Source organism: Aeromonas sp. 9A (assembly GCF_963900955.1).
GTDB classification, from domain to species: domain Bacteria; phylum Pseudomonadota; class Gammaproteobacteria; order Enterobacterales; family Aeromonadaceae; genus Aeromonas; species Aeromonas salmonicida.
The window spans coordinates 3,666,435-3,693,153 of the sequence record NZ_CAWRFG010000001.1 but is presented as its reverse complement, the minus strand read 5'-3'; the positions used below and the strand labels follow the sequence as shown (position 1 = coordinate 3,693,153).

The 26,719-nt window shown below is 60.5% G+C and carries 23 protein-coding genes; 14 read left to right on the top strand and 9 right to left on the bottom strand.

The window, feature by feature from the left end:
• The first annotated feature begins 49 nt into the window (after window positions 1-49).
• From AACX78_RS17030 to AACX78_RS17020, 3 genes are all read left to right on the top strand, one after another.
• Entirely contained in the window at window positions 50-1,534 is a 1,485-nt protein-coding gene (locus AACX78_RS17030) for a L,D-transpeptidase family protein (protein WP_159166903.1), read from the top strand.
• Window positions 1,535-1,683: 149 nt separating this feature from the next.
• Window positions 1,684-2,229, top strand: coding sequence for a DUF882 domain-containing protein (locus AACX78_RS17025; protein ID WP_159166902.1), 546 nt, complete (start codon window positions 1,684-1,686; stop codon window positions 2,227-2,229).
• Between the two features lie 117 nt (window positions 2,230-2,346).
• Window positions 2,347-2,598: a DUF3862 domain-containing protein gene (locus AACX78_RS17020; protein ID WP_096118078.1), complete on the top strand. Its 252-nt coding sequence runs from the start codon at window positions 2,347-2,349 to the stop codon at window positions 2,596-2,598.
• A gap of 96 nt (window positions 2,599-2,694) precedes the next feature.
• On the opposite strand, the gene AACX78_RS17015 is transcribed toward AACX78_RS17020, so the two are convergent.
• Window positions 2,695-3,309, bottom strand: coding sequence for a trimeric intracellular cation channel family protein (locus AACX78_RS17015; RefSeq protein ID WP_005316916.1), 615 nt, complete (start codon window positions 3,307-3,309; stop codon window positions 2,695-2,697).
• Between the two features lie 140 nt (window positions 3,310-3,449).
• Window positions 3,450-4,214: a sulfate transporter CysZ gene (gene cysZ / locus AACX78_RS17010; protein WP_059111529.1), complete on the bottom strand. Its 765-nt coding sequence runs from the start codon at window positions 4,212-4,214 to the stop codon at window positions 3,450-3,452.
• Window positions 4,215-4,322: 108 nt separating this feature from the next.
• Here cysZ and AACX78_RS17005 point away from each other — a divergent pair, with 108 nt between their 5' ends.
• The 3 genes from AACX78_RS17005 to ligA all read left to right on the top strand — a co-directional run bounded on the left by AACX78_RS17005 (window position 4,323) and on the right by ligA (window position 10,947).
• Window positions 4,323-7,697 carry an AAA family ATPase gene (locus tag AACX78_RS17005; RefSeq protein WP_159166901.1) on the top strand — a complete coding sequence of 1,125 codons (3,375 nt, stop codon included), beginning with the start codon at window positions 4,323-4,325 and terminating at the stop codon, window positions 7,695-7,697.
• 15 nt (window positions 7,698-7,712) lie between these two features.
• A complete protein-coding gene (gene zipA / locus AACX78_RS17000) occupies window positions 7,713-8,840 on the top strand; it encodes a cell division protein ZipA (protein ID WP_159166900.1) in 1,128 nt (375 codons plus the stop codon).
• A gap of 100 nt (window positions 8,841-8,940) precedes the next feature.
• A complete protein-coding gene (gene ligA / locus AACX78_RS16995; RefSeq protein WP_159166899.1) occupies window positions 8,941-10,947 on the top strand; it encodes an NAD-dependent DNA ligase LigA in 2,007 nt (668 codons plus the stop codon).
• A 67-nt stretch (window positions 10,948-11,014) separates the two neighbouring features.
• Here ligA and AACX78_RS16990 read toward each other — a convergent pair whose 3' ends face one another.
• Window positions 11,015-11,986, bottom strand: coding sequence for an ABC transporter substrate-binding protein (locus AACX78_RS16990; RefSeq protein WP_201302887.1), 972 nt, complete (start codon window positions 11,984-11,986; stop codon window positions 11,015-11,017).
• A 443-nt stretch (window positions 11,987-12,429) separates the two neighbouring features.
• Between AACX78_RS16990 and nrdD the strand changes: the two genes are divergently transcribed.
• The 3 genes from nrdD to AACX78_RS16975 all read left to right on the top strand — a co-directional run bounded on the left by nrdD (window position 12,430) and on the right by AACX78_RS16975 (window position 15,422).
• Window positions 12,430-14,547 (top strand): anaerobic ribonucleoside-triphosphate reductase, encoded by a 2,118-nt coding sequence (gene nrdD / locus AACX78_RS16985; RefSeq protein WP_159166897.1) that lies wholly within the window; start codon window positions 12,430-12,432, stop codon window positions 14,545-14,547.
• Window positions 14,548-14,638: 91 nt separating this feature from the next.
• Window positions 14,639-15,151 carry an anaerobic ribonucleoside-triphosphate reductase-activating protein gene (gene nrdG / locus AACX78_RS16980; protein ID WP_021138765.1) on the top strand — a complete coding sequence of 171 codons (513 nt, stop codon included), beginning with the start codon at window positions 14,639-14,641 and terminating at the stop codon, window positions 15,149-15,151.
• A 100-nt stretch (window positions 15,152-15,251) separates the two neighbouring features.
• Window positions 15,252-15,422 (top strand): YqaE/Pmp3 family membrane protein, encoded by a 171-nt coding sequence (locus AACX78_RS16975; protein ID WP_010673454.1) that lies wholly within the window; start codon window positions 15,252-15,254, stop codon window positions 15,420-15,422.
• A gap of 103 nt (window positions 15,423-15,525) precedes the next feature.
• On the opposite strand, the gene AACX78_RS16970 is transcribed toward AACX78_RS16975, so the two are convergent.
• The 5 genes from AACX78_RS16970 to slyA form a co-directional block, all read right to left on the bottom strand.
• Complete coding sequence (locus AACX78_RS16970; RefSeq protein ID WP_005316896.1) at window positions 15,526-15,885, bottom strand: MliC family protein; 360 nt, start codon at window positions 15,883-15,885, stop codon at window positions 15,526-15,528.
• A gap of 123 nt (window positions 15,886-16,008) precedes the next feature.
• Window positions 16,009-16,767 carry a substrate-binding periplasmic protein gene (locus AACX78_RS16965; RefSeq protein WP_159166896.1) on the bottom strand — a complete coding sequence of 253 codons (759 nt, stop codon included), beginning with the start codon at window positions 16,765-16,767 and terminating at the stop codon, window positions 16,009-16,011.
• A gap of 155 nt (window positions 16,768-16,922) precedes the next feature.
• Window positions 16,923-17,951 (bottom strand): DUF2955 domain-containing protein, encoded by a 1,029-nt coding sequence (locus AACX78_RS16960; protein ID WP_087755158.1) that lies wholly within the window; start codon window positions 17,949-17,951, stop codon window positions 16,923-16,925.
• Between the two features lie 10 nt (window positions 17,952-17,961).
• Window positions 17,962-19,017, bottom strand: a complete 1,056-nt coding sequence (locus AACX78_RS16955) for an HlyD family secretion protein (protein ID WP_021138770.1) — start codon at window positions 19,015-19,017, stop codon at window positions 17,962-17,964.
• A 1-nt stretch (window position 19,018) separates the two neighbouring features.
• The gene (slyA, locus tag AACX78_RS16950) at window positions 19,019-19,492 is read right to left on the bottom strand and encodes a transcriptional regulator SlyA (protein ID WP_021138771.1); all 474 of its coding nucleotides are present in this window, start codon (window positions 19,490-19,492) and stop codon (window positions 19,019-19,021) included.
• A gap of 320 nt (window positions 19,493-19,812) precedes the next feature.
• Between slyA and AACX78_RS16945 the strand changes: the two genes are divergently transcribed.
• The 5 genes from AACX78_RS16945 (at window position 19,813) to AACX78_RS16925 (ending at window position 25,703) form a co-directional block, all read left to right on the top strand.
• Window positions 19,813-20,004 carry a hypothetical protein gene (locus AACX78_RS16945; protein ID WP_155603147.1) on the top strand — a complete coding sequence of 64 codons (192 nt, stop codon included), beginning with the start codon at window positions 19,813-19,815 and terminating at the stop codon, window positions 20,002-20,004.
• A gap of 554 nt (window positions 20,005-20,558) precedes the next feature.
• A complete protein-coding gene (locus AACX78_RS16940) occupies window positions 20,559-21,860 on the top strand; it encodes a 2-hydroxycarboxylate transporter family protein (protein ID WP_159166895.1) in 1,302 nt (433 codons plus the stop codon).
• A 10-nt stretch (window positions 21,861-21,870) separates the two neighbouring features.
• Window positions 21,871-23,421: an NAD-dependent malic enzyme gene (locus tag AACX78_RS16935; protein ID WP_111587420.1), complete on the top strand. Its 1,551-nt coding sequence runs from the start codon at window positions 21,871-21,873 to the stop codon at window positions 23,419-23,421.
• A gap of 17 nt (window positions 23,422-23,438) precedes the next feature.
• Window positions 23,439-25,007, top strand: coding sequence for an ATP-binding protein (locus AACX78_RS16930; RefSeq protein WP_159166894.1), 1,569 nt, complete (start codon window positions 23,439-23,441; stop codon window positions 25,005-25,007).
• A 3-nt stretch (window positions 25,008-25,010) separates the two neighbouring features.
• Window positions 25,011-25,703 (top strand): response regulator, encoded by a 693-nt coding sequence (locus AACX78_RS16925; RefSeq protein WP_159166893.1) that lies wholly within the window; start codon window positions 25,011-25,013, stop codon window positions 25,701-25,703.
• Window positions 25,704-25,808: 105 nt separating this feature from the next.
• On the opposite strand, the gene AACX78_RS16920 is transcribed toward AACX78_RS16925, so the two are convergent.
• Window positions 25,809-26,717, bottom strand: coding sequence for a LysR family transcriptional regulator (locus tag AACX78_RS16920; RefSeq protein ID WP_159166892.1), 909 nt, complete (start codon window positions 26,715-26,717; stop codon window positions 25,809-25,811).
• Window positions 26,718-26,719: the final 2 nt, after the last annotated feature.

Here is a 26,719-nt window from a genome sequence, read left to right as displayed (position 1 = left end):
CCTTGACCGCCGGGTCTGGCAGTTGAAGTGAACCGATCTTGAGGTAAGCATGGGGAAGAAGTATTGGCTGGCGTTGGCAAACCTGATCTGGCTGGGCTGCTTGCCAGCGGCAATGGCGCAGGCAAGCGAAGGACAGGTGTTGGTAACCAATGCTGCAGTGCAGCATGACTGGTATCAGAACAGTACCGCAGAGCAGGCTCGCCTTGAGTTGGAGCACCAGTTGCAGGAGGCCGTACTGGCCCAGTTGCACCCTGACTTCTTCAGTCTCTGGAAGAAGCTGCAGGCCAAACCGGCCGATCAGCGTGGGGCCATTTACGATGAAGTTTTTGGCAAGCTGGCCCGCTTTCAGCAGGCTTGGCGTGCCATGGATCTGGTCGCTCGCGAGCAGATGCGAACTCTCAAGCTCAATTTGAACCAGCCGTTGGCCCACGAGCCTGTTGGCGACAATCTGCTGGATCAGGTCAAGCAGCTCAGACCCCAGGTCGCCGAGTATGAGGCGGTGCGCGAGGAAGTGCGCAAACTGCTCGCCATGCCCATGGCAAAGCAGTGGCCGACCCTGACCATGCCGACCCTGCGGGCGGGTGAGGCATCCCCTGAACTGGGGCAGATCCGTACCATCCTCAACGAGCTGGGGGATGGCGCCCCCCGTCATGACGACGCCACCTATGACGTCGACACCCAGCAGGCCATCAAGCAGTTCCAGCGCCGCCACGGTCTGACCGCCGATGGCATCATTGGTCGCCAGACTCGTACCTGGCTCAACACCGGGCCGCAAGTGCGTGCCAGCCTGCTGCTGCGCAACCTGTGGCGTCGGGATCTGGTGGATCATCTCTCCGGTGCCCGTTATGTGCTGGTCAATATTCCTGACTACCGTCTGAGCGTGGTGGAGTCCGGCAACGAGGTGTTTACCAGTCGGGTCATCGTTGGCAAGGAGCAGCGGGCAACCCCCATACTCGCCAGCGAGATCCGCTCTATAGTGCTCAACCCGCCCTGGCATGTGCCGCGCTCCATCCTGAGCAAGGATATTCTGCCCAAGCTGGGTCGGGATCCTGCCTATTTGAATCGCGAGCAGTTCGAAGTGATCGACGGCGAAGGCAACCCTGTGCAGTTCACTGAAGAGGGCTGGTATCAGGCGTTGGCCGCCGGTTTCCCTTATCGCCTGCGGCAAAAGCCCGGTGATCACAATGCCCTGGGGCGCTACAAGTTCTACCTGCCCAACAACGACGCCATTTACCTGCACTCCACTCCGCGCAAGGCGCTGTTCGAGCAAGGGGCTCGGGCCTTCAGCTCCGGTTGCATCCGGGTGGAGCACGCCGACGATCTGGCCGAGTTGCTGCTGGCGGACTCCCGCTACCAGCCGGACAAGGTGGCCAGCATACTGAAAAATACCCAGACAAAGTGGTTGCCGCTGACCACCCCCATCCCGGTATTTACCGTCTACTGGAGCAGCTGGATCGACGAAGAGGGTCGCCAGCAACTGCGCAATGACATCTATGGATTTGATCGAGTCAGCTTCCAAAGTCGCCTGCTGTGATCCTTGCCACAGAGTGAAAAGCCCGGCCCTTGCCGGGCTTTTTCATTGGTGCTGGCGGTTTGACATGAGAGGGTTCGAAAGGTAGTTTCAAGCACCTGTATCAAATTCACTCAACAGTGTCGCTTACATCTGCGATGGACGAACTCCTTATGCTGGAACAAGAGATAAGTCGACGTCGCCTGCTGCTGGGGGCTGGGTGCCTGCTGGGGGGAGCCATGCTCTCATTCCCTGCCATGGCGAGCCGCAGTACCTCGGGACGTGAACTCAGTTTTTTCAATCTCAATACCGGCGAGCGAGTGCAGGCCAGTTATTGGGAGAATGGTCGCTACCTGCAAGACGGGCTGGCCGAGCTCAATCATATTTTCCGCGACTATCGTCGCAACGAAGTGTTCAACATCGACAAGAAGCTGTTCGATCAGCTCTATCTGTTGCAGCACAATCTGGGCCGCAACGGCGAGATCCAGCTTATTTCCGGCTACCGTTCACCGGCGACCAATCGCCAGAAGCGCAGCAAGAGCCGCGGCGTGGCCAAGCACAGCTATCACACCCTGGGTCAGGCGGTGGATGTGCGGATCCCGGGTGTTCAGCTGGCCCATCTGCGCAAGGCTGCGCTCAATCTCAAGGTGGGTGGGGTTGGCTACTACCCGAGCGACAACTTCGTTCATCTGGATACCGGGCCCGTCCGCAGCTGGTAGTCGTTGGCGGCATCCGGCGAGCGAGACCTCGCCTCTATGGCGGGCTGCAGCGCCTGGTCACTGGCAAAGAGGGGGGCCGAGCTGTTAGGCTCCGGACACTATCCAGAGGAGAACCAGATGAAACATATTTTGCTCGGGGGCTTGATTGCCCTGCTGCTGACCGGTTGTGGCAAGCTCAATCGCGAGAATTACGACAAGTTGAAGATGGGGATCAGCTACACGGAAGCGAGCACTATACTCGGCAAGGCAGAGCGCTGCGACGATGCCTTGGGCACCACCAGCTGCATCTGGGGAGAGGAGGGCAAGAACATCAAGATCCGCTTCATCGCCGACAAGGCAACCTTCTTCAGCTCGGAAGGGATTAACTGAGTCGCGTACGCACTCAGTGTCTCCATACAAAAAAGCGCCTGTCAGGCGCTTTTTTGTTGTCTGCAATCCGAACTGTTTCGCCAGAAACTGGCGCGCTCAGTGGGTTGCGTACTGATAGTGGAAGGTGGGCAATCCCCACTTGAATCGTACCGCCAGCAAGCGCAACACGAAGCCGATCCCGATGGCACCAAAGGCGGCCCAGTCGTTGGGCAGGCCCTGATCCAGCGCCAGGCAGTAGATGGCGGCGGTGATCAGCGAGATGGCAGCATAGAGCTCCCGGCGAAACACCAGGGGAATGCGCTGGCAGAGCAGGTCTCGCAGTACACCGCCAAAGGCGCCGGTGACCACCGCCATGATGCAGGCAATGCCGATGCCATGGCCCATCTCCAGGGCCCTGGCGGCGCCGAAGATGGAGAAGACCACCAGTCCCAGCGCATCGAGTGCCAGGAACAGCTTGCCGAGGTAGCGCATCAGCGGTGCCGATATGACGGCGGCCATGGCCGCGCCTGCCACCAGCAGCACATATTCCGGATGTTCAACCCAGAGCAGGGGATAGTGCCCAAGCAACACATCCCGGATGGTACCGCCACCGATGGCCGTTGCCGAGGCGATGATCACCACGCCAAACAGATCCATCCGTCGCCGACCCGCAGCCAGTGCGCCAGTCATTCCTTCGGCCACCAGGCCCAGCAAGAAGAGTGTATGTAACATGAGATATCCCAGGGTGTGAGAAAGGCCCGCATCCTATCAATTCAAGCTATATGGGACAAGGAATGAAGGCTATTCATTATTTTTTATAATGCAAAAAGTAAAAGGCACCGATGAGGTGCCTTTTTTCATTGGGGCAGGGATCAGCGTTTGAGCTGTTCGGCGCGGTAGTGATCCACCCACATGGCGGTGGCACCACAGATGGCGACCGGCATCACAAAGAGGTTCACCACCGGAATGGCGGAGAAGAGGGTGACCAGGGCACCGAAGCTCAGGCACTTGCCGCGGCGCTGCTTCAAGGCATCGCGCATTGTGATGAAGCTTATCTTGTGGTTGTCGAACGGATAGTCGATGTACTGAATTGCCATCATCCAGGCGCTGAACAGGAACCAGAGCACGGGGGCCAGGGTCTGCCCGACCACGGGGATGAGGAACAGGATCAGGCAGCCGATGGCCTTGGGCAGGTAGTACTTCAGCTTGGTCCATTCACGGCCGAAGGTGCGGGGTACATCCCGGACTATGTCGAGCATGCCGGTGTCGCTGACCACCTCGCCGGTGAGGGTCTGTTCCACCTTCTCCGCAAGCAGGCCATTGAAGGGGGCCGCTATCCAGTTCGCGACCGAGCTGAACAGGAAGGAGAAGACCACCAGTATGGTCACCAGAGCGATGGGCCAGAGCAGATAGTCCAACCAGCTGAGCCAGCTGGGGATCTGCTGGTGCAGCCAGCCGAACAGACCATCGAGCTGCAACAAGAGGGCGTAGAAGGCCCCGGCAAACAGCACGAAGTTGACCAGCAACGGGATCAGCACAAAGGTACGTATGCCCGGTTGGCGAATGAGGGAGAAACCGCGCAGGAAGTAGTCTGCGCCGCTGATTGAGTCTTTGACCATAGGGGGTGATTGGCTCATCTGAGCTCCATCTGTTCATGGGAAAGTGCCAGCATATTACAAACAAGGTTTGGATTTGGTAAAGTCGCCTGCCCGCCTTCTCTTTATTTCGTTACCCAATAGGCCTCCATGCGTCTGAAATTGATCAAACTCGCCGGTTTCAAGTCGTTTGTCGAGCCAACCCGCATCGAGTTCTCGGCCGACATGACCGCCGTGGTGGGGCCCAATGGCTGCGGCAAGTCCAACGTGATCGACGCCGTGCGCTGGGTGCTGGGGGAGAGTTCGGCCCGCCATCTGCGCGGCGAGAACATGACGGACGTCATCTTCAACGGCTCCATCAACCGCAGTCCTCACGGTCGCGCCTCGGTGGAGCTGGTGTTCGACAACCCCCACAACCGGGTACCCGGTGAATTTGGCCGCTTTACCGAAATCTCGGTGCGCCGCGAGGTGCTGCGCGACGGCTCCAACCATTACCAGATCAACGGCCAGAAGTGCCGCCGCAAGGATGTCACCGACCTCTTCCTCGGTACCGGCCTTGGGCCGCGCAGCTACGCCATCATAGAGCAGGGCACCGTCAGTCGGCTGGTGGAGTCGCGCCCCGCCGATCTCAAGCTGTTCATGGAGGAGGCGGCGGGTGTCTCCCGTTACAAGGAGCGGCGACGCGAAACCGAGCAGCGCATTCGCCATACCCAGGAGAATCTGGAGCGGCTCGGCGACATTCGCGGTGAGCTGGGCTCCCGCCTCGAACATCTCAAGGCCCAGGCCGAGACGGCCGAACGTTACAAGCAACTCAAGAGCCGTTCGCGCGCCGCACGGGCCGAGCTTATCGGTTCCGAACTGTGGGTGCTGGAAACTCGCCTGGGTGAGGCCAAGGCCGAGCTGGCCCAGGCCGAACAGGCGCTGGCGGCGCTGGATGCCAAGCGTACCCAGGATGAGGGGCGTCACGTCACCCTGTCGGTGGCCCGCCAGGAGGCCCAGGCCGAGCAAGCGAGCCGCCAGCAACAAATTTTTCTCGGTGGCCAGGCCATCGCCCGCCTCGAACAGCAGCAACTTCATCAAACCGAGCTCGGTCGCGACTGGCAGGTCAGGCGTCAGGCGCTTGGCGAGCGGATAGAGGGCATCAGGGCACAACTGGCGAGCCAGCAGGAACAGCTGACCGAAGGCACCCTCAAGGGGGAGCAGGAGTCGGCGCTACTCGAACAGTGTGAGCAGTTGCTCACCGATCAGCAGGGGTTGCGTCTTGCCGCCGGCGAGCAGCTGGAGCAGGCGCGTCAACGTCAGCAGCAGTGGCAACAACAACTCGGCCAGTTGCAGGGGCAGCTCAACCAGACTCGCGCGCAAGTGAACGGCCTGCAGGAGCTGCAAGCCAAGACCCGGTTGGCACGGCTCAAGCTGGAGGATGAACGCGCAGGTCCCCTCGGCGGGGAAGGGGAGTCGTTGCAGCCCGGGCTCGACGCCCTGGCGTCCGAGCTGGAATGCTCCCGGGCTCGCCACGCCGAGCTGGAGCAGCAGTGGCAGGCCAGCGTGGCCCGCCATGAAGAGTGCAAATCGCAGCAAAGCCAGCAGAGCAGCCTGCTGCGGGAACTTGAAGCCCGTCTCACCACTCTTAATCAGATGCTGGGGGAGCAGATGGTGGGGGCCACCCTGGCGGATCGACTGCAGGTGGCGCCCGAGTGGGCACAGGCGCTGGACAAGGTGCTCGGCCGCTGGCTCACCGCCCAGCCCAGCGACGAGTGCAATCTGGCGCAGAACGGGCTCTGGATTGGTCCATCCAGACCTGCGGTGGCGGGTACCCTGGCGGCCCGGCTTGAGGGGGCGCATATTCCCGCCTTCCTCAACGCCATCTGGCTGGTTGAAGATAGAGACGCTGCGCTGGCCCGCCAGCCTGGCCTCCTGGCCGGTGAGTCGGTACTGACCCCGACCGGAGATTGGTTTGGCCCTAACTGGGCCGATCTCGGCCAGGGCGGGGCACTCGGTACTCTGGCCCTGCTCGGTGAACGTGAGCGGTTACACACAGAACTGGCGGCAGGCCAGCAGGTGCTTGGCCTGTTGAATGACCAACTGGGAACTGCCGATGCCGCGCGCGCCCAGCTGCACAGTGCCTTTGAGCTGAGCCAGCGTACAGTGCGCGAGCAGGAACAGCAGTGGCAGCAACTGCGTGAAGCCTGGAGCCTGCGGGAAGGCAAGCGCCAGGAGCGGTTGCAACGGCTCGGTCAGCTTGGCGAAGAGCTGACTAGGTTGGACAAGGAGCAGGCCGACGAGGCGCAGCGGCTGGCAGCGGCTTTGCAGCAGCTTGAGCTCGATGAGGAGCGGCTTGGCGAATTGCAGGAACAGGGTGAGCCCTTGACCGAGTCGCTGCAGCTTGCTCAGGAGCGAGTCACCCATGCCGAGCGGGCGGTGGAAGAGGCGCGTCTGCGCCGTGAGCAGCAACAAGCCAGCTGCCAGCGCTGGCAGCTGGAGCAGCAGAATCAGAGCCAGCTCATCAGCCTGCGGGAGCAGGAACTGGCCCGACTCGGGCTGGAATTGGCCGAACTCAAGGAGCCGGGGGCCACGCCGGGTCAGGATCTGTCGCCCCTGCTGGTCGAGCAACGCAACCTCGAAGCATTGCAACTTGCCTGCCATCAAAGGCTGGTAGAGTTGGAGCGACAACTGACCGAACTGGAACAGGCACGCAGCGTTGATCACAAGCAGCTGCTGACCTTGCAGGAGAAGCTGGCGACCCTGAGGCTGGAGCGCGAGCGCAACCTGACCCGCCGTCAGGGGTTGCATGAGCAGTTCGAGGAGCTGGGGGTACGGCTGGTGGATCTCGATCAGGCTGTCTTGATCGCCGCCGATCGCGGCAAGTTGCGTCAGGAGATCCAGACGCTGGAGGCACAAGTGGAGGCACTTGGCGCCATCAACCTGGCGGCGCTGGAGGAGTACGAAGAGGCGAAAACCCGCTCAACCTACCTGGAAAACCAGTGTCAGGATCTCGAGCAAGCGCTGGAAACCTTGAGCCAAGCCATTAAAAGAATTGATAAAGAAACACAAATACGCTTCCGTGACACTTTCGATAAGGTCAACGAAGATTTAAAATCCCTCTTTCCAAAAGTGTTTGGGGGAGGCAGTGCCTGGCTTGAGCTGACCTCGGATGATCTTTTGGAGGCCGGAGTGAGCATCATGGCAAGACCTCCGGGTAAGAAGAATGCTACCATTGCCCTGCTTTCCGGGGGGGAGAAGGCGTTAACCGCACTTGCGCTGGTTTTTGCCATCTTCAGACTCAACCCAGCACCATTTTGTCTGCTGGATGAGGTGGATGCACCGCTCGATGAAGTGAACGTCGGTCGCTTCTGTTCTCTTGTCAAAGAGATGTCGAGCACAGTACAGTTCGTTTACATCAGTCATAATAAGGTCTCCATGGAGATGGCTGAGCAGCTGGTTGGCGTTACGATGCAAGAGCCCGGGGTTTCTCGCATTGTGTCGGTCGATATCGGTGAAGCCGTCGCTTTGGCTGAGCAAAACTAGAAAGAGAAGCAGCTAATGCAGGAATTGCGTTACATCTTGGTTGCCCTGGGCGGTATTGCTATTGCGGCATTGCTCATTCACGGGTTGTGGAGCAACAGAAAGAATCGTCAGGCACCGATCAAAGAGAAACCTCTGGGCCGGATGGAATCCAAATCACGTGGTCGTGACAATGACGCCTTCGACAACGATGGTGTCGGTCAGGTGCGTGTGGTCAGCGGTAGCCGTCGTGCCGAGCCCAAGCTCCACAGCGAGGAGGCTCGCCAGCCGGATGTCAGCCGCCGTGCGCCCGTCACCGCTTTCGATGACGAGGATGACGAGGTCGAGCTGCCAACCCCTGTGGTGCGCAAGCCTGCCGCTCGACCGGTTGCCCCGCCCCCCGTCTACGAAGAGGACGAGGAGGAGTTCGAGGAGCACATCGCCGAGACAGTAGAGGAAGTGCCTGCCGCCCCGGTGCGCAAGCCCGCCCAGGTGATCCGTCGTACCCCGGTACACCGTTCTCGTTCCCAGCGCGAGCCGCTGCTGCAACAGCTGGATGATGAACCTCTGGTCGAGCCGGCCTACGCGACCGCACCTACCTTCGGTGCCCGCGAACCTGCTCATGTGCCAGCGCCTGAGTACAAGCCGCAGCCCCGTTATGTGGCCCCCGAGCCTGCCTACGAGGAGCCTGTGTATGAGGAGCCCGTTGGTGAGCCGCTGATGGATACCCAGCCGGTCGAGAAGATTTGGCAGGATGTCTATGTCATCAACCTGATGGCGCGCCCCGGTCACGATCTGGAAGGGGCGACTCTGCTGGCTTCCCTGATGGCGCTGGGCTTCAAGTTTGGTGAAATGGATATTTTCCATCGACACGAGGATCTCAACGGCAAGGGTGAAGTGCTCTTCTCCATGATCAACATGGTCAAGCCGGGCACTTTCAATCCGTACCGGATGGAGCAGTTCAATACCCCGGGTGTCTCCCTGTTCATGCAGCTGCCGCTGCGCAGCAATGCAGCCTTTGCCTTCGAGCACATGCTGCAGGCTGCCGACCAGCTGGCCAGCGATCTCGATGCCATGTTGACTGACATGGATCGCAGCCCGCTGAGCGACGAGACCATAGCCCGTTACCGGCACGAACTGGCCGCCTACGAGGCCAATCGAGACTAAGACTCCAAGGGGTCGAGTACATCAAAAGTGCGGTACCCAGGTGCCGCATTTTTGTTTGTGCGGTTAACTTATTATTCCAACCACAGTCCGAGACTTTTCCATGAGCGAAACCCTCTCCCGCCACCGTCAACTGTGTGATCTGCTGACCGAATACGGTCATCAGTACTATGTGCTGGATAACCCCACCGTCCCTGACGCCGAATACGATCGCCTGATGCGGGAACTGATCGCGATCGAGAACGAGCACCCAGAACTGAAAACCCCTGCCTCCCCCAGTGTTCGGGTTGGTGGTCAACCCTTGACTGCCTTCAGGCAGGTACGTCACGAGATCCCCATGCTGAGCCTGGACAACGTCTTCAGCAGCGAAGAGTTGCAGGCGTTCGAGCAGCGCATGAAGGATCGCCTGAAGCGGGAGGTGAGCTTCACCTTCTGCTGTGAGCCCAAGCTGGATGGTCTGGCGGTGAGCCTGCTCTATGTGAATGGCCAGCTGGTGCAGGCCGCTACCCGGGGCGATGGTGCGACCGGTGAGGAGATCACCGAGAACGTGCGCACCATCAAGGCGATCCCGCTCTCCCTGCGCGGCAGCGACTGGCCCGCCCGGCTGGAAGTCCGTGGCGAGGTGTTTATGCCCAAGGCCGGTTTCGAGGCGATGAATGCCAAAGCACTGGCCGCTGGCGAGAAGGTGTTCGTCAATCCGCGCAATGCCGCGGCCGGCAGCCTGCGTCAGCTCGATTCCCGCATTACCGCCAGTCGCCCGCTGAACTTCTACGCCTATGGCGTCGGGGTGGGCGGCGATCAGCTGGGGGATTCCCATTTCGGCCGCTTGTGTCAGCTCAAAGCCTGGGGCCTGCCCATGAGCCCGGAGGTGAAACTCAAGGAAGGCGCGGCCGGATGCCAGGCCTTCCACGACGATATTCTGGCCCGCCGCGGCGAGCTGGCCTACGAGATAGACGGCGTGGTTTACAAGGTCGATGCCATCCCCGTGCAAGAAGAGCTGGGCTTTGTGGCCCGCGCTCCCCGTTGGGCCACTGCCCATAAGTTTCCGGCGCAGGAGGAGATGACACTGCTCGAGAATGTCGAGTTTCAGGTGGGTCGTACCGGCGCCGTGACCCCGGTTGCCAAGCTTAAGCCCGTGTTTGTCGGTGGCGTCACCGTCTCCAACGCGACTCTCCACAATGCCGACGAGATTGAACGCCTTGGTGTCATGATCGGCGATACCGTGATCGTGCGCCGGGCAGGGGATGTGATCCCGCAAATCGTTGCCGTGGTGGAGGCCCAGCGCCCTGCGGATGCCCGCGAGATCCTCTTTCCTACCCAATGTCCGGTTTGTGGCTCGGCGCTGGAGCGGCTGGAAGGGGAAGTGGTCACCCGCTGCTCAGGCGGCCTGTTCTGCGAGGCGCAGCGCAAGGAGGCGATCAAGCACTTCGCGGCGCGGCGAGCCATGGATGTGGATGGCCTCGGCGACAAAATTGTCGAGCAACTGGTCGACAAGGGGCTGGTGAAGACACCGGCAGACCTGTTCAGCCTCAACGCCATCCAGCTCGCCGGCCTTGAGCGGATGGGGCAGAAATCCGCGCTCAATCTGGTGGCGGCCATCGATGCGGCGCGCAGCACTACCCTGCCGCGTTTCCTGTTTGCCCTGGGTATTCGCGAGGTGGGGGAGGCGACAGCGCTGAACCTGGCCAACCATTTCCTCACCCTGGATGCCCTGCGTGCCGCCACAGTGGATCAGTTGCTGGCGGTGGCGGATGTGGGAGAGGTGGTGGCCAAGCACGTCTATTACTTCCTGCGTCAACCCCATAACGTCGAGGTACTGGAAGCCTTGCTGGCCGCCGGTATCCACTGGCCTGTCATCGAGAAGAAGGAAGCAAGCGAGCAGCCCTTTGCCGGCAAGACCTTTGTGCTGACCGGCACCCTAAACCTGTTCTCTCGCAACGATGCCAAGGCGGCGCTGCAGGCGCTGGGGGCCAAGGTAGCCGGGTCTGTGTCGGCCAAGACAGATGTGCTGGTGGCGGGGGAAGCGGCCGGTTCCAAGCTGGCCAAGGCTCAGGAGCTCGGCATCACCATCTGGACCGAAGAGCAGTTACAGGCAGCCCTTCAGTCATGATCTGGCGATGACGATACGCTGAAAACAACAAACCCGGCCATCCAGCCGGGTTTGTTGTTTCAGGGCGTTAGTCGCGCCACTGGGTTTTGCCTTGCCACTTCTCTGGCACCGTCAGCTGCCAGCGGGCCAGCTCCTGCTTGCTGAACACATACTCGCCCCGCACGGCGGCACGGGGTGCCAGCATTCTGGGCTGGGTGCCCGCCAGTATGGCGTTGACGAGCTCTGCTGCTTTCGCTCCCTGATCGCGGCCATCCAGCACCAGGCCACCTATGGCCTTGCCCGTACCCACCGAAAACTCCCAGAAGCAGAACAGGGGCACAGGGCTATGCACACTGGCCCAGGCCAGGACTGTCTGTTCGCTCACATGTTTGCCTGTATCGTCCACCAGCGTGTGGTAGAGACCGATGAAGATGGCGTCGTAGCCATTTTTTTTGGCGTTGAGCACAGCCTCCTGCCAGAGGCTGTAATCGCCGATGAGCTGGCTGTTGACCCGGGTCTGGCCGACCCGCAGGTCGGTCTGGGTCTTGAATTCATCTTCAATGGCGGTGAGCGCCACGTTGCTGGAATCAAACAGCACCAGCGCCTTCTTGATGCCTCCCATCAGCTGACTCATTTCGCTGATGTTGCGTTTGAGCAGGGGGCGCTCCAGCACGCCCGTGATCTTGGGATGGCCGACTAGTCCCTTGTGGCGCGGGTTTTCATTCATGCCGAGAAACACCACGGGCGTACCGAGGGAGGCGATCTCGGTGGCCAGGTAATTGATGGCGTTGTCGTCGCCGAGCACCACCAGATCGGGCTTGAGCTGCCGGTAGAAGGCCAGTGCCTGCTCGGCCATCAGGTCGAACTCGTCATGGGGGCGGCGCTTGGTATCCATGTAGAAGTGGCTGATGTGGTGCTTGCCGTTCAGATGGGTTTGCAGGCTGGCGTTGTAACTCTGATCCCACAGGTATTCGGCGTGATAGCTGCTGATCACCAGGATCTCGGCCGCCCACAACCGGCAGGGCAAGAGGCACAGCAGCAGTAGCAGGGTCTTGGCCATATCGGGTCCCGTCGATAGCAATGACATTCCACTCATTATGCCTGTTTTGCGCCAGACGTGCCCTTGTCAGCCACTGTCGCAGGAGGGGATTTTTTTCTGTCACGGTCCCGTCGAACGCCAGCCCGCACCAGGCTTGAGAATAGCCTTGTATGGGGCTGTTTTTCACTGGTCGGGAACTGCGCCACTCGCCTCAAAACCTGTTCTGGATCAAGAAATGAGGCTGCGCTTTGGTGCCTAATAGACACCACATATAGGGACGCATTCATATAAAACACCTATATGTTGTGTTATTAAGCTGTGTACAAGCTGTTCTCTTCTCATCGTCAGCCTTGGCTTGTCAAGCCTCGGCTGAATTTATTTGCGCCCAGGACGAGGCGTGGAGAAGGGCACCAAACAAGGGTAAGCCGAAGGCGATAGCCTGGCCTTTTAAACGGGGAAAACGCATGAAACCGGTTGTGATCAAACGTGATGGATGTCGCGCACCATTCAATGCCCAGCTGATTGCCGAGGCAGTGGGCCGAGCGGCAGAGGCGGTCAGTCAGGCCAATCCGACCCTGGGTGAGCGCGTTGCCGCCGCCGTTACTCAGGAGCTGGAAGGGCGTGGCGAGGTGGATATCCACGAGATCCAGAACCGGGTCGAGAACCATCTGATGGCTTCCGACGACAAGGCCATCGCCCGTGCCTATATCGAGTATCGTCACGACCGGGATCAGGCTCGCGAGGCCCGCGGCCGGTTGGCTCAGGAGATCCGTGGCCTGGTGGAGCAGACCAACGCGGCCCTGCTCAACGAGAACGCCAACAAGGATTCCAAGGTGATCCCGACCCAGCGCGATCTGCTGGCCGGTATCGTCGCCAAGCATTACGCCACCAGCCACATGCTGCCCCGCGACGTGGTGCAGGCTCATGAGAGCGGCGATCTGCACTTCCACGATCTCGACTACTCTCCCTTCTTTCCCATGTTCAACTGCATGCTGATAGATCTGAAGGGGATGCTGACCCACGGCTTCAAGATGGGCAATGCGGAGATAGATACCCCCAAATCCATCAGCACGGCCACCGCCGTGACCGCCCAGATCATCGCCCAGGTGGCGAGCCACATCTATGGCGGCACCACCATCAATCGCATCGATGAGGTGCTTGCCCCCTATGTAACCATCAGTTGGCAGAAACACAGGGAAGTGGCCGAGGAGTGGGGGATCAAGGATGCGGACGCCTATGCCATGGCCCGTACCGAGAAGGAGTGTTACGACGCCTTCCAGTCGCTGGAGTACGAGGTCAATACCCTGCACACCGCCAACGGCCAGACTCCCTTCGTTACTTTCGGCTTCGGCCTTGGCGACAGCTGGGAGTCCCGCATGATCCAGGGCGCCATCCTTAGCAACCGCATCGCCGGCCTTGGCAAGAACAGAAAGACCGCCGTGTTCCCGAAACTGGTGTTCGCCATCAAGGATGGCCTCAACCACAAACAGGGGGATCCGAACTACGACATCAAGCAGCTGGCGCTGGAGTGTGCCTCCAAGCGCATGTATCCGGACATCCTCAACTACGACCAGGTGGTCAAGGTGACCGGCTCCTTCAAGACCCCCATGGGCTGTCGCTCCTTCCTCGGGGCTTATGAGGAAAATGGTGAACTGATCCATGAAGGGCGCAACAACCTGGGGGTAGTCAGCCTCAACTTGCCGCGCATCGCCCTGAAATCCCGCGACGAGGCGGATTTCTGGGACAAGCTGGATGCCGCCCTGCGCGTGGCCAAGACGGCACTCATGTACCGCATCAGCCGCCTCGACGGCGTCAAGGCGCGGGTCGCCCCCATCCTCTATATGGAAGGGGCCTGTGGCGTGCGTCTGAAGGCCGACGACAACGTCAGCGAGATCTTCAAGCACGGTCGCGCCTCCATCTCGCTCGGCTATATCGGGGTACACGAGACCATCAATGCCCTGTTTGGCACCGATGTCCATCTGTTCGACAGCGACACCCTGCGCCAGAAGGCCGTCGCCATCATAGCGCGGCTCAAGGCGGCGACCGACGAGTGGAAAGAGGAGACCGGCTACGGCTTCAGCCTCTACTCCACCCCGAGCGAGAACCTCTGTACCCGTTTCTGCCGCATCGATGCCAAGGAGTTTGGCGTGGTGGCTGGTGTGACCGACAAGGGTTACTACACCAACAGCTTTCACCTCGACGTGGAGAAGCAGGTCAACCCGTACGACAAGCTGGACTTTGAGGCGCCCTATCCGCCCATCGCCAGCGGCGGCTTCATCTGCTACGGCGAGTACCCCAATATCCAGCACAACCTCGAAGCGCTCGAAAACGTCTGGGACTACAGCTATGACAAGGTGCCCTACTACGGTACCAACACGCCCATTGACGAGTGCTACGACTGCGGCTTTACCGGCGAGTTCGAGTGCACCTCCAAGGGCTTCACCTGCCCGCGCTGCGGTAACCACGATCCGGCCAAGGTATCGGTGACCCGTCGGGTGTGCGGTTACCTCGGCAGCCCGGATGCGCGCCCCTTCAACGCGGGCAAGCAGGAAGAGGTGAAGCGCCGCGTCAAACATATGTAAGCCGGGCGGCTGAGCGGCGAGATGGCTCCCGATGATGAGGGAGCCATTTTTATTGGCGAACCCGGCCCATGACGGGTTGAGGAGAGACGAGATGCACTACCACCAATACTACCCGGTCGATGTGATCAACGGGCCCGGCACCCGCGCTACCCTGTTTGTGTCGGGTTGCGAGCATCAGTGTCCGGGTTGTTACAACCAGAGCACCTGGCGGCTCGATGGCGGCAAGCCGTTTGATGAGGCCATGTGCGATCGCATCATCCAGGATCTCAACGACACCCGCATCAAACGGCGTGGTCTGTCGCTCTCCGGTGGCGATCCGCTCCACCCCGCCAACGTGCCCCAGGTGCTGGCGCTGGTGAAACGGGTGCGGGCCGAGTGCCCCGGCAAGGACATCTGGTGCTGGACCGGCTATCTGCTTGGCGAACTGTCAGAGGCCCAGCGCGAGCTGGTCGCCCTGCTGGACGTGCTGGTGGATGGCAAGTTCGAGAAGGCGCTGGCAGATCCCGGTCTGCTCTGGCGTGGTAGCAGCAACCAGCAGATCCACGACCTCAAGGCCTGGCGCGAGCAGTTGGGGGAACGGATCCCCTGTTTGACTCAGGTGTGAGAGCCGCGAGTGGGCCCTTGTTTCGTTTGCAGTTGAGGTCAAGGCTGTTTATGGTGAGCGCATCCCGAACCGTGAAACATCTTTGACGAGGAAGTGCGAGATGAACAATCTGCTCAAGATACTGCTGGCCATCTTTTTGCCTCCGGTATGCGCCTTTATCCAGGTAGGCTTCAGCCTGCACTTTTTGATCAACATAGTACTGACCCTGCTCGGCGGTCTGCCAGGTATGGTGCATGCGCTCTGGCTGGTGGTGAGCGACAAGCGCGCCTGAATGAGGCAAGCGAACACAGGTTGCACGCCATCGCTGTGCAGATGGTCGCTTGTCTGGATACAGAGGTTAAATAGCAAAATCCCGGCCAGGCCGGGATTTTTCATTACTGCTGTTTGCAGTCGTTGTAGACGCTCTGCCACTCGCCGTTCTTGTCGCGCATTTCGACGAAGCCTTCATTTCCCTTGTTCCACCAGACGGCCTCATGCTCATCGGTATAGCGGGCGCCGGAGGCTGAAATGGTTTGTGGCAGTGTGTAATCCTTGCCATCTGGCAGTGCCAGTTTGATGAAATTCAGGCTCTGGTCGGAAAGGGCAAAGTAGCTCACTTGCACCTTCTTGTTCTGCTCGCACTGATAGGTGATGGGCTCGCCGCCGGTCACGCTCAATGTGGAGGCTCCGCGTTCGCAACCGCTCAGCAGAGCCAGGGTCGTGATACCCAGCAAGAATATATTGGCGTGTTTCATCTTGAATTCTCCATCGGTGTCATCCGGGCTCGAGCCTAACAGGTTGAGGAGAAGGTTCAATGCTCAATTGTCTCTATTGCGTCTATATGCGTCCCGAGGCGGCGCACAGGGGGCGAAATGCATTCAATGCAGGCCCAGGCTGTGTTCGAAGTCGCGTACCAACGTCTCATAGGTGCCGTTGTTCTTGATCTTCTGCAGCCCTTCCTCGAAGCGTTTTGCCATGGCTTCTCCCTGGGGATGGACACGGGAGAAGGCGAGCCAGAAGCCATCGGTGGAGATCTTGCCTACCTTGACGACCCGGCCAGTCAGTGCTTTCTGCTGGATCTTGAGATAGCCAGGCATCTCGTTCATCAGTATGTAGTCGACCCGTCCGCGTACCAGCATCTCTATGATCTGGGCATCCGATTTGGCCTGAAAGCGGGTGATCCTGGGGTTATCCATGAAATCGGTGGGATAGGTGTAACCCAGGGTAATGCCCACCGTCTTGCCCTCCAGGGCGGTGAGTTTGAGGTCATGGTGCCCGCCGCCTGCGAGGGCGAAGATGGCGAGATCCTCCTCGAACATGGGGGTCTCGTGCCAGTGGTACTGATAGCGGTTCTCCTCTGTGATGGTGGCATTGAAACACGCCAGCACCTTGTCGCTCTTGGCTTCGTGCATGCAGCGGGCGAAGGGAATGGTACGAAACTCAAGCGCTATGCCCTCGATGGCGAACACCGCTTTTACCAAGGCCGGTGCCAACCCCTGTGGCTGGCCGCTCTCCTTGTCCAGCGCGCAATAGGGGGCCCAGTCATCTTCGGCAGCGACAAGCACTGGATTGGCCCAGACGCTGCTCATCCCGAGCAAAAGACCAAACGCCAGCCAGCGTCCGTGTACTCGTGCCATTGTGTCTCTCCTGCTGCTATTGCGAACGGCTCTTGCAAGCATAGTGGCTGCAGTCACAAGACCCGCTGTGCCAGCTTGCAAAATACAGACAAAAAAACGCCCCGGTAGGCATAACGGGGCGAAAAGCAGCACATCCTTGAGCTAACAACAGGGGGTCAATAGCCGAAACGAGTGGCCTCGAAACGGTTAAGCAGTCGGTGAATGAGATAGCAGGCCAGCAGGGTGGCAACGATGGCAAACAGTATGCTGCTGACTCGATAGAGTGCGCTGAATACCAGATCGTTGCCCGGCGTCAGGTACTGGCCAAACAGGATGCCGAGGGTGGTGAGGGCGCCAAAGCCGACACCTGAGCCGCTGGCCTCCTTCACATGGGCGTAGCTGAACAGCATGGCACCGAGCCAGAGCATGGGGGCGACCAGCAACAGCAAACCTGACCAGTCGTAGAGTACCAGCTGGCTGACGAGACCAAAGCTCACGCCGAGCAGTGTGCCCATGGCCCGTTTGCGGGCATAGCTCAAGGCCCCGTTCCAGTGCATGGGAAACAGCAGCAGCAGTGTGGTGGCCTGAGCAGACATGGAGTCACGCAAGTCGAAGATTTGGAACACCATGAAGGAGAGGGTGGCTATGCTGGCACCGAGCAGGGCCTCGTGTCGCATCCGGTGCGGTGCCTTGGGGGCCGCCGCAGGCTTGGGCCGCTCCTCTACATCCGGGATCAGCGCAGTCATCAGGTAGGCGATGAGTACCGACAGTATGCTGGCCCACAGGTTGCTGAAGATGAGATCGTTCAGATCGGTCTGCGGGTAGCTGGCAAAGTGCAGCATTATGCTCAGACTCAGCACACCGTTGGCCCCGAACAGAAACAGGCTGCCCCGGGACATGGCGGCGAAACGGTAGAGAAACAGCAAAAAGGCGATGGGGATCATCAGGCCGGGATGACTGCCAAACAGCCCGCCCAGCAGACCGACTTCCACCCCGCAGATGACGGCGGCAGCGATCAGCTGGCGTGCCGCATGGCCGTTCATCACTGGCACCATGCCCAGCAGCAATACCGGTGTCACTGTGTAGAAGACGCCGTAGTTCCAGCCAAACAACTTGCAGAGCAAAAAGCCGGTGGTGCTGCCAAAGGCGATGCGCAGACATTGACGCAGTTCGTTGGCAGTGAGGGGCCTGTGCCACAGATTCATCGCTGCCACCTTAGTAGATATAGTGCAACAGGCTGAGCAGACGGATCTGGCCGCGGGCAAACAGCGCGCTTAGCGCGTTGTCCGGCAGCAGTTGCACTGTGGCGCGGGCGCCAGCCGGCAAATGGGCCGGCAACTGCTCAAGGGTCAGATGCAGGCGCAGGCGCTGGGCATCCCGGACCCAGCGATCCGATTCTGTGGGGCTGGCCAGCAGGCCGTTGGCATCGAACTGGCCGGCGCTGACGCCGGCATCCAGGCTGGTGACCCGTGCTGGATAGAGCTTGCCCGGCTCGCCATCGAAGGCGACCAGTGCCTGGCTGTCCGTGTTGACGTGGCGCAGACTCTTCTCGCGAAAATCGGCGATGATGTCTACTTGCTCGGAGACCAGCGCCAGCAGCGGTGCACCCGCCGCGGCGAAGCTGCCCGGCTTGAGTTGCAGGTTGGTGATGATGCCATCCTGGCTGGCGTGCACCTGGCTGTAGGCGAGGTTGAGCTCGGCCTGGGCCAGGTGATTGCGAGCCTGGCGCAGCAGCAGGTTGTCATCACCGTGCAGGCCGCGGTTCACCTGGGCCTGAGTCATGCGGGCCTTGCTGGCCAACAAGTTGGCCTGGGCGGTGCGAAATGCGCTGTCGGCGTCGTCTTTTTGCTGCTCAGAGACCATGTGGCGACGATAGAGGGCGTCGATACGCTCCGCTTCCCGCAGCTTCAGGGAGGCCTGGGTTTGCAGCGAGCTGAAATCGGCGGCGGCGGCGTTGAGAGTGGCGTCGAGCTGGCGGTTCTGCTGCTCGGCCTGAGCCAGCGCGAGGCGGGCCTGTTCGACGGCCAGTTCAAACGGGGCGGGGTCGAGTGAGAACAGCAGATCCCCCTGTTTGACATGCTGGTTGTTGCCAACGGCAACCTGTATCACCTTGCCACTGACCTGGGGTGCCATCTTGGTCACTACACGGGTAGCCATGGCTTGCGGGGTGAGCGGCATCTTGATGTCAGCCAACAGGAAGTAGCCAAAGACCAGAATAAAGGCGCCCATGGCCCATTTTATCCAGCGTTTGAATTGTTGATCCGGGGTCATCTTATTCTCTCTCTTCACTCTGTGAACCTATCTTGCCGAGGGCGTTGGCACAGATGCGGTGCACTATGTCTTCAAATTGTTCCAGCTCCCGCTGGCTGATGCCGGCGAGCAGGTCACGGCGTATATCCATGATGCGATCCTCTATCTTGTCGAGCAGCGCCTTGCCAGCCGGAGTCAGGGTGACGATGCGGGCCCGTTTGTCCTGGCTGCAGCAATGGCGTTCGACCAGTCCGTGCTCCTCCAGCTGACCCAGAGTGCGCATCAGGGACGGCAGCTCTATCTCCAGCGCTTCGGCAAGGGCCTTCTGGCTGAGATGACCACCGAGGCGGCTGAGTTTCCAGAGCGCTGTCCAGCGTGGATGGGTCAGACCCAGGGGCGCCAGTTCCAGGTCTGCCACTGTGCGCCACAGCCGATGCAGTCGTCCGACCCGCTCGGCGAGGGACAACTCGCGCAACATTTCCAGATCCTTCATCATGAGGTGCTCTCCATTTACTTAGCCTGCTAAGCATTGTAGTTATTTAGCAGGCTAAGTAAATAGTGTGATCAAGATCTTGTTTATGAAAATGATGGGGGAGCTTCTTATGAGGCTTTACTTGGTCAGTGAAGGGGGTCGTAAGGGGCTGTCTGTGTCTGAAATACGCACAGGGTGTGCCAAATCGGGTGAAATACTCTGGCTGGAGAAATAAACACCGGCCTGCTGGGGAGGCAAAAATAAGGAGGGGATCCCGTTTACTATTATTTTCTGGTCAGCAAGGTGTCATATAAATTCGGCAGTCTGTTTTTTATCCACTAATATTGATGGGTCAGCTAAACAGGGAGACGATAGCTGTGGAACGATATGAATCGGGTGACGCCCATTTCTCAATCGAGAGTCTGCTGGTCGATGTCGAATATAGTGCCGAAATCAATTATGGCTTCAGCCGGGAAGGAAGCGATATCTGTCATGAATTTGACCCTGCCAATATTCCATTATTATTAGCAGAATAGGCCAACCGAACAGGTTTAAATGAGGTGCTGGCTGTCAAGGTGTGACTGACAGGTGGGCACTCTTTGCCCGTCTGCACAGTCTTGTCAGTTGAAAATACACGTTATGGCGCTGTGTTGATAGTGCATCCCCGGCATGACATACAAGTTGCCAGTCATCCTTGCCTGCCCTGTTATCCACCTGCATACGGGCAGGTCATGTCAGTTGTGCGATCGTCAGGATCATGGCCTCTCTGATATGAATGATCAGCATGAATATGACGCGACCGTCATCAGCCTGCTGCCCGTTTACTCCCTCTCTTTCCATGGATAACACTTAATCTGAGCCTCACCATTGCCAGCCAAGTGAGGGTCAAACTTTGTCCGCATTCGTGTATTTCTGTGTGTACCCAATCTTTCAGATGCTGTAAATGGAGAGGCTGTCTTGTATTGAATCACAGCATCCTCGCCATAGTGTTTAAGATTTTAATGTTTTTATATGTCTTTGTAGCGGGGATAACCGACAGGCGAGGGGAGGATCACTAGAGTAGCGCCACCTCACACGCTGGAGCATAACAATGAAAAACCTCTCTACCCCGAAAGCCGCCCCCTGGGGCAGTCAACAAATAGCCGGCATGCCCATGATGATCTTCCTCGGGCTTGCCACCTGCGTGCTTTTCTCCGGCTGGAACGGCTCACTGCCGCTCGGCATGGTCGGGGCATTGGCACTGATGTTCGTGCTGGGCACCCTGCTCTGCGAGCTGGGCGAGCGCATCACCCCCGTACGTGAATACCTGGGGGGCGGTACCATACTCGCCATCTTCGGCGGTGCTGCTCTGTTTGAATACAGGATCCTGCCGGTCGAGGCGGGTCAGGTGATCATCGGCTTCATGAAGGAGGGAGGCTTTCTCAACTTCTTCATCGCCAGCCTGGTGACGGGCTCAGTGCTGGGCATGAGCAGTGCTCTGTTGAAAAATGCCGCCATGCGTTACCTGCCGGTGATCCTGGGCGGTGTTGCAGTGGCGCTGCTGAGTGTCGGTCTGGTCGGCTCCCTGATGGGTTATGGTTTCAAGAATGCCGTGCTGCTCATCGGCCTGCCCATCATGGGTGGCGGCATGGGGGCCGGTGCCGTGCCTCTGGTGGAGATCCTCTCTGGCCCGATGCAGATGTCCAGCGCCGACCTGCTGTCACGCATGGTGCCTGCCGTTGTGATCGCCAATACCCTGGCCATTCTGGTGGGCACTCTGCTGGTACGCCTGGGCCGCCGCTACCCTTCCCTGACTGGCAACGGCCAGCTGATGATCAATCAGAGCAGCCAGAATGTGGCCGAAGAGCAGGTCCAAGCGCCGACGCTGGAGAGTCTCGGCATGGGGCTCTTCATCAGCTCCAGCATGTTCGTGCTGGGTTCACTGCTGGGCAACTTCATCCCCATGCATCCCTTCGCGCTCATGATACTGGCGGTGGCCTTCATCAAGGTGAGTGGCGTGCTGCCACGTCGCTACGAGCAGGCGGCGGCCGACTGGTACCAGTTCGTCGTGACCAATCTGACGCCCTCCCTGCTGGTGGGCATAGGGGTCGCCTATACCAGCATCCCGGAACTCATCAGCGCCTTTTCCGTCAGTTACTTCGTGTTGGTGCTGGTGACTGTGGTCGGCGGCGCCCTGGGGGCGGCCCTGGTGGGGCGCATGATAGGTTTCTATCCCATAGAGGCGGCCATCACAGGCGGTCTGTGCATGGCCAACATGGGGGGCACGGGTGACGTGGCCGTACTGTCGGCGGCCCAGCGCATGAAGCTGATGCCGTTTGCCCAGATTTCTTCCCGTCTCGGGGGGGCCGTCATGTTGATCCTGGCCACCCTGCTCATCTCGCTGCTGGCATAAGGAATCGACAATGAACGACATCATGATGGGCACCAGCCTGCCCTATGCCGAACGCAAGCGACAAGGCCTGATGGGGCGCATGCCTCACAAGGAGGAGTCCCTGGCCCAGCAACGGCGCCGCATTTACCGTCTGGTCTCTGCCATGCAGAGCCCGTTCGACCAGCACCTGCTGCTGCGCCAGCTGCAAGAAGACAACCCTGTGCTGTTTTACGATCTGGTGCGCCACCACCTGCCGGAGCTCTTGCCCATCATTTACACCCCGGTAGTAGGGGAGGCATGCCAGCGCCACAGCGACCTCTATCTGCGCAGCCACGGGCTTTATCTTTCCTGGCATGACAGAGACGATCTGGACGCCATCTTCGCCGCGGTGGAGCAGGAGGTGGACGTCATCGTCATCTCCGACGGTGAACGGGTGCTGGGGCTCGGCGATCTTGGTATCGGCGGCATGGGGATCTGCATCGGCAAACTGGCGCTCTATTCCGCTGCTGGCGGCATCAACCCGGCGCGCACCCTGCCGCTGTGCGTCGATGTGGGCACCAACAATCCCGAACTGCTGGAGGATGACTCCTATCTCGGCTGGCAGGCCAACCGGGTGGATGGTGAATCCTATTACCACTTCATGGACAAGGTGGTGGCAGCCATTCGCACGCGCTGGCCCCAGGTGGTGTTGCAGTTTGAAGACTTCGCCGGCAAGCATGCCGCCAATCTGCTGGCCCGTTATAGAGATGAGCTGTGCATGTTCAACGACGACATCCAGGGAACGGCTGCGGTGGCTTCGGCCTGCGTGCTGGCGGGCTTGCAGCAGGCGGGCACTACCCTGGCCGACACCCCCGTGCTCATCGTCGGCGCCGGCTCTGCGGGGTGCGGCATCGCCGCCATGCTGGCCCAGCTGGCGGGCAGCCCTGATCGGGTGCAACTGTTTGATCAAGATGGGCTGGTCTGCCTGGATCGCGCCAATCTGACCCAATCCCAACGACCTTTTGCCCGTCCGGCGCAAGAGGCTTGCGCCACCCTGCCCGAGCTCATTGAGCGGCTGCGCCCCGGGGTGCTAATTGGGGTGAGTGGCCAGGGCGGGCTCTTTACCGAGGCCGTGCTCGGGGCCATGGGGGGGGTATGCGAGCGCCCTGTGATCCTGCCGCTTTCCAACCCGACCCGCAGTGCCGAAGCGACGCCGGAGCAGGTGTGGCAGGCCACCGACGGGCGCGCCCTGCTCGCCACTGGCAGCCCCTTTGCCCCAGTCACTGTGGCGGGGGAGGCAAGGGTGGTCTCCCAGTGCAACAACGTCTATGTCTTCCCCGGCATTGGCCTGGGGGCCTGCGCCGTCAAGGCGCGCCGCATCAGTGACGGCATGCTGCAGGCGGCGGTGCGGGCCGTGGGCGCCTATCCGCTGGCCGAGGGGCGATTGTTGCCTCCCATCGAGCAGGTGGGGGAAGTGGCCCGCGCGGTCGCCAGGGCGGTGGCGCTGACTGCCCGTGACGAAGGGCTGGCGGATTTTGACGGCGATCCCGCGCCACTGATTGACCAGACCTGGTGGCGCCCGCACTATTGGTCCGCTTCCTGATGTTGCAAGGCTAATCGATGAAACTGCGCCACCAACTGGTCACCCTCTCTCTGGGGCTGTCACTGCTGCTGATCGTGATCCTGGGCAGTCTGCTCGCCCTCTTTATCCGCCACCTGCTGGAGAGCAATCTGCAGGAGAATGGCGCCGATCTGGCGCGGGTGCTGGCGGCGGACAGCCGGGTGGTGCAGGCCTTGCAGCAGGGCAGCGACCCCGGTTTGCGCGACTATGTGGAGGGGATCAGCAATCGCACCGACGCTGCCTACATGGTGGTGACCGACGAACACGCCCGCCGCCTCAGTCACCCCTCGCCCGAACTCATCGGCGGTCTCTTCCGTGGTGAAGATATCTGGCCGGCCCTCCATGACCGGCTCAGCTACTGCTCAGAGGACGAGGGCACCCTCGGCCCGGCCATCCGCTGCTTTGCGCCCGTGCTCGGGCCCGATGGCCGTGCCATGGGGGCCGTGGTGGTGGGTTACCTGATGAAAACGGTGGAGGGCATCTATCTGGAGCGGATCGCCCTGCTGGTCAGCGCCATCCTTGCCGTGCTGGGGTGTGGTCTCTTGCTGGCGCTCTGGGTGCAACACCTGTTGCGCCGTACACTGCTGGACCTGGAGCCCGAGGCCATCGTCAATCGCTTCGTGCTGCAAGAGCTGGTGCTTGAGCATATCTCAGAGGGGGTGATAGCGCTCGACAACAGGGGCAACATCCGCATGCTCAACAGCGCCGCCTTCTATCAGTTGCGTCTGCCGGGCACAGGGCGTCATGCCCTGCTGGGGCAGCCGCTCGCCGAGTTGTCGCCGCCGCTGGCACCGGCCCTGACCCAGGTCGAGACCGAGCTCGGCTTTACCGTGCACGGGGAATCCTTCGTGGGCCGCTGGCAGGCGGTGGAGGGCAAGGTGCCAGGGCGCCTGCTGATCTTCAGTCGCCCCGAGGTAACTGGCAGCCTTGGCATGCAGGTGACTCATCTGCGCCAGTATGCCGAGATGCTGCGGATGCAGACCCACGAGTTCGCCAACAAGCTGAGCAGCCTCTCCGGCCTGTTGCAGCTCGGCCATGTGGATCAAGCGGTGGAGCTCATTCAGCAGGAGAGCGAGGCTTGCCAGACCATGTTGCAGGGGCTGCTGCGAGCCATCGAGGACAAGCCGGTGGCCGGGCTCATCCTCGGCAAGTTCAGTAGGGCGAGGGAGCTGGGGGTGGAGCTGGTGCTGGATCCCGACTCTGCGCTGGCGGAGTATCCAGCGGCGGTGTCGGCGGATCTCATCACCCTCATCGGCAACCTGCTGGACAACGGCATTCGCGCCGCCTGGGCGCGGCGCAAGGTCTGTCCGCCGCGGGTGCTGATTTCCCTCAACGATTTTGGTCGCCGGCTGGTGATAGAGGTGGAGGACAGTGGCGAGGGGGTGGACGAGGCGCTGGCGGATCATCTGTTTGATTACGGCATCAGCCGCCAGACCGGGGATCACGGGGTTGGCCTCTTCCTGGTCAAGGAGACGGTGGCCAGGCGAGGGGGTGTGATAGAATGGCGCCGCACCGCCGAACAGACAACCTTGTTCGGTATCTACTTGAATAAAAACCAATTGGTGTGATCTATGGAGCCCATTTTCACTCTGGTGATCGAGGATGACGAACGGATAGGATCCATTCTGGCCGAGCTGGTCTCCTCCACCCCCGGATTTTCCCTGCTGGGTCGGGCCGAAAGCCTGACCCAGGCTGATCTCATGATGCGTGCGACCGAACCACAACTGCTGCTGGTGGATATCTCATTGCCTGACGGCTCGGGCCTCGAGTGGGTGAACCGGCTGCGCAGCCACAACCGCGAGGCTTACGTCATCATGGTGACCGCCTCCTGCGACGTTGAGACCATACAGCAGGCCCTCAACCTGGGGGTGCAGGATTACATCATCAAGCCGCTGCGGCTGTTTCGCATCCAGCAGAGCCTGGACGAGACCCTTACCCTGCACAGGCGCATCTGCGAGCGTGGCTCCCTGGAGCAGAGCGATCTGGATCGGCTGATGGGCAAGGGGCGCCCCCAGGCCAGGGAGGTGCGCGATACCCCCAAGGGGATCGACGCCATCACCTTGCGCCAGGTGCTGGAGCTGCTGGCCGGCGAGCCGGATACCGCATTTTCCACCGATACGGTGGCGCTGCGGCTGTCGCTCAGCCGCACCACGGCGCGCCGTTATCTGGAGTATCTGGAGTCCGAAGACAGGGTCGATGTGGATCTCAACTACGGTCAGCGTGGCCGGCCAGAGCGGCGTTACCACTGGCGCCGGGGCAACTGAGCCCGCGTTTTTTGCGCGCAGATGCAATGCAAGAAGGGAGCCTGGGCTCCCTTCTTGCTGTTTGCCCGTTGCCACATGGATTGCAGCCTTTTCCATCCTCCCGGTTCACAGTGCGCCCAGAGGGAAAGGGTGGAGGGCTGACTCGGCCTCTTCAAACAGCTGGATCAGGTGATCCGCGACGGCCCGCACCCGTCTGGAGTGGGCGAGATCTGTGTGGATCACCAGCCAGATCGGCTGATCTACTCCCAGCTCGGGCAGGAGGCAGACGAGGTCCGTCTCTTTGGCCAGATAATGGGGCAGCACCGCCAGCCCGAGACCGGCGGTGGCGGCGGCCAGCTGGGCCGACAGGGTATTGGTCTCCACCCTGCAGGGGCGCCCACGCAGCATGCGCGCCATCCATTTGGCGGCGGGCAAATGGCTGTGGGATTCCCCCCAGCCGATAAAGGCATCCTCATCGAAGCTGGCGGCATCTGTGCCCGGATGACGGCTATCGACATAGCTGCTGGCCCCATAGAGGCCGAAGCCCAGGGTGCCCAGCCGCTTGATGGTGACGTTGCCGGCGTCAGGCTTGACCATGCGCACGGCCAGATCGGCATCGCGCCTGTGCAGGTTCACCGTTTGCACGCCTGTGACCAGCTCCACCCTCAGATCGGGATGAATGGCAAACAGCTTGGCCAGGGAGGGAATAATGAGCGGATTGGCCAGATTGTCTGCGGTGGCAAGGCGCACGCATCCGGCCACTTGTCCCTGCTGCTGCCCGGCTTCGCCAAAGGCATGCCCGGCATGTTCCAGCGCCTCGGCCCGCGCCAGCAGGGCCTCACCATCGTCGGTCAGCCGATAGCCGTGCTGATGACGACTGAACAGCGGCAGACCCAGTGCCGACTCCAGGCGATCCAGCCGGCGAGAGACAGTGGCAATGCCCATGTCAAGGGCGAGGGCGGCGCCACTCAAGGTGCCGCTGCGGGCGATGGCCAGAAAGACCCGGGCGTCATCCCATAGCAAGAGAGCGTTCATGT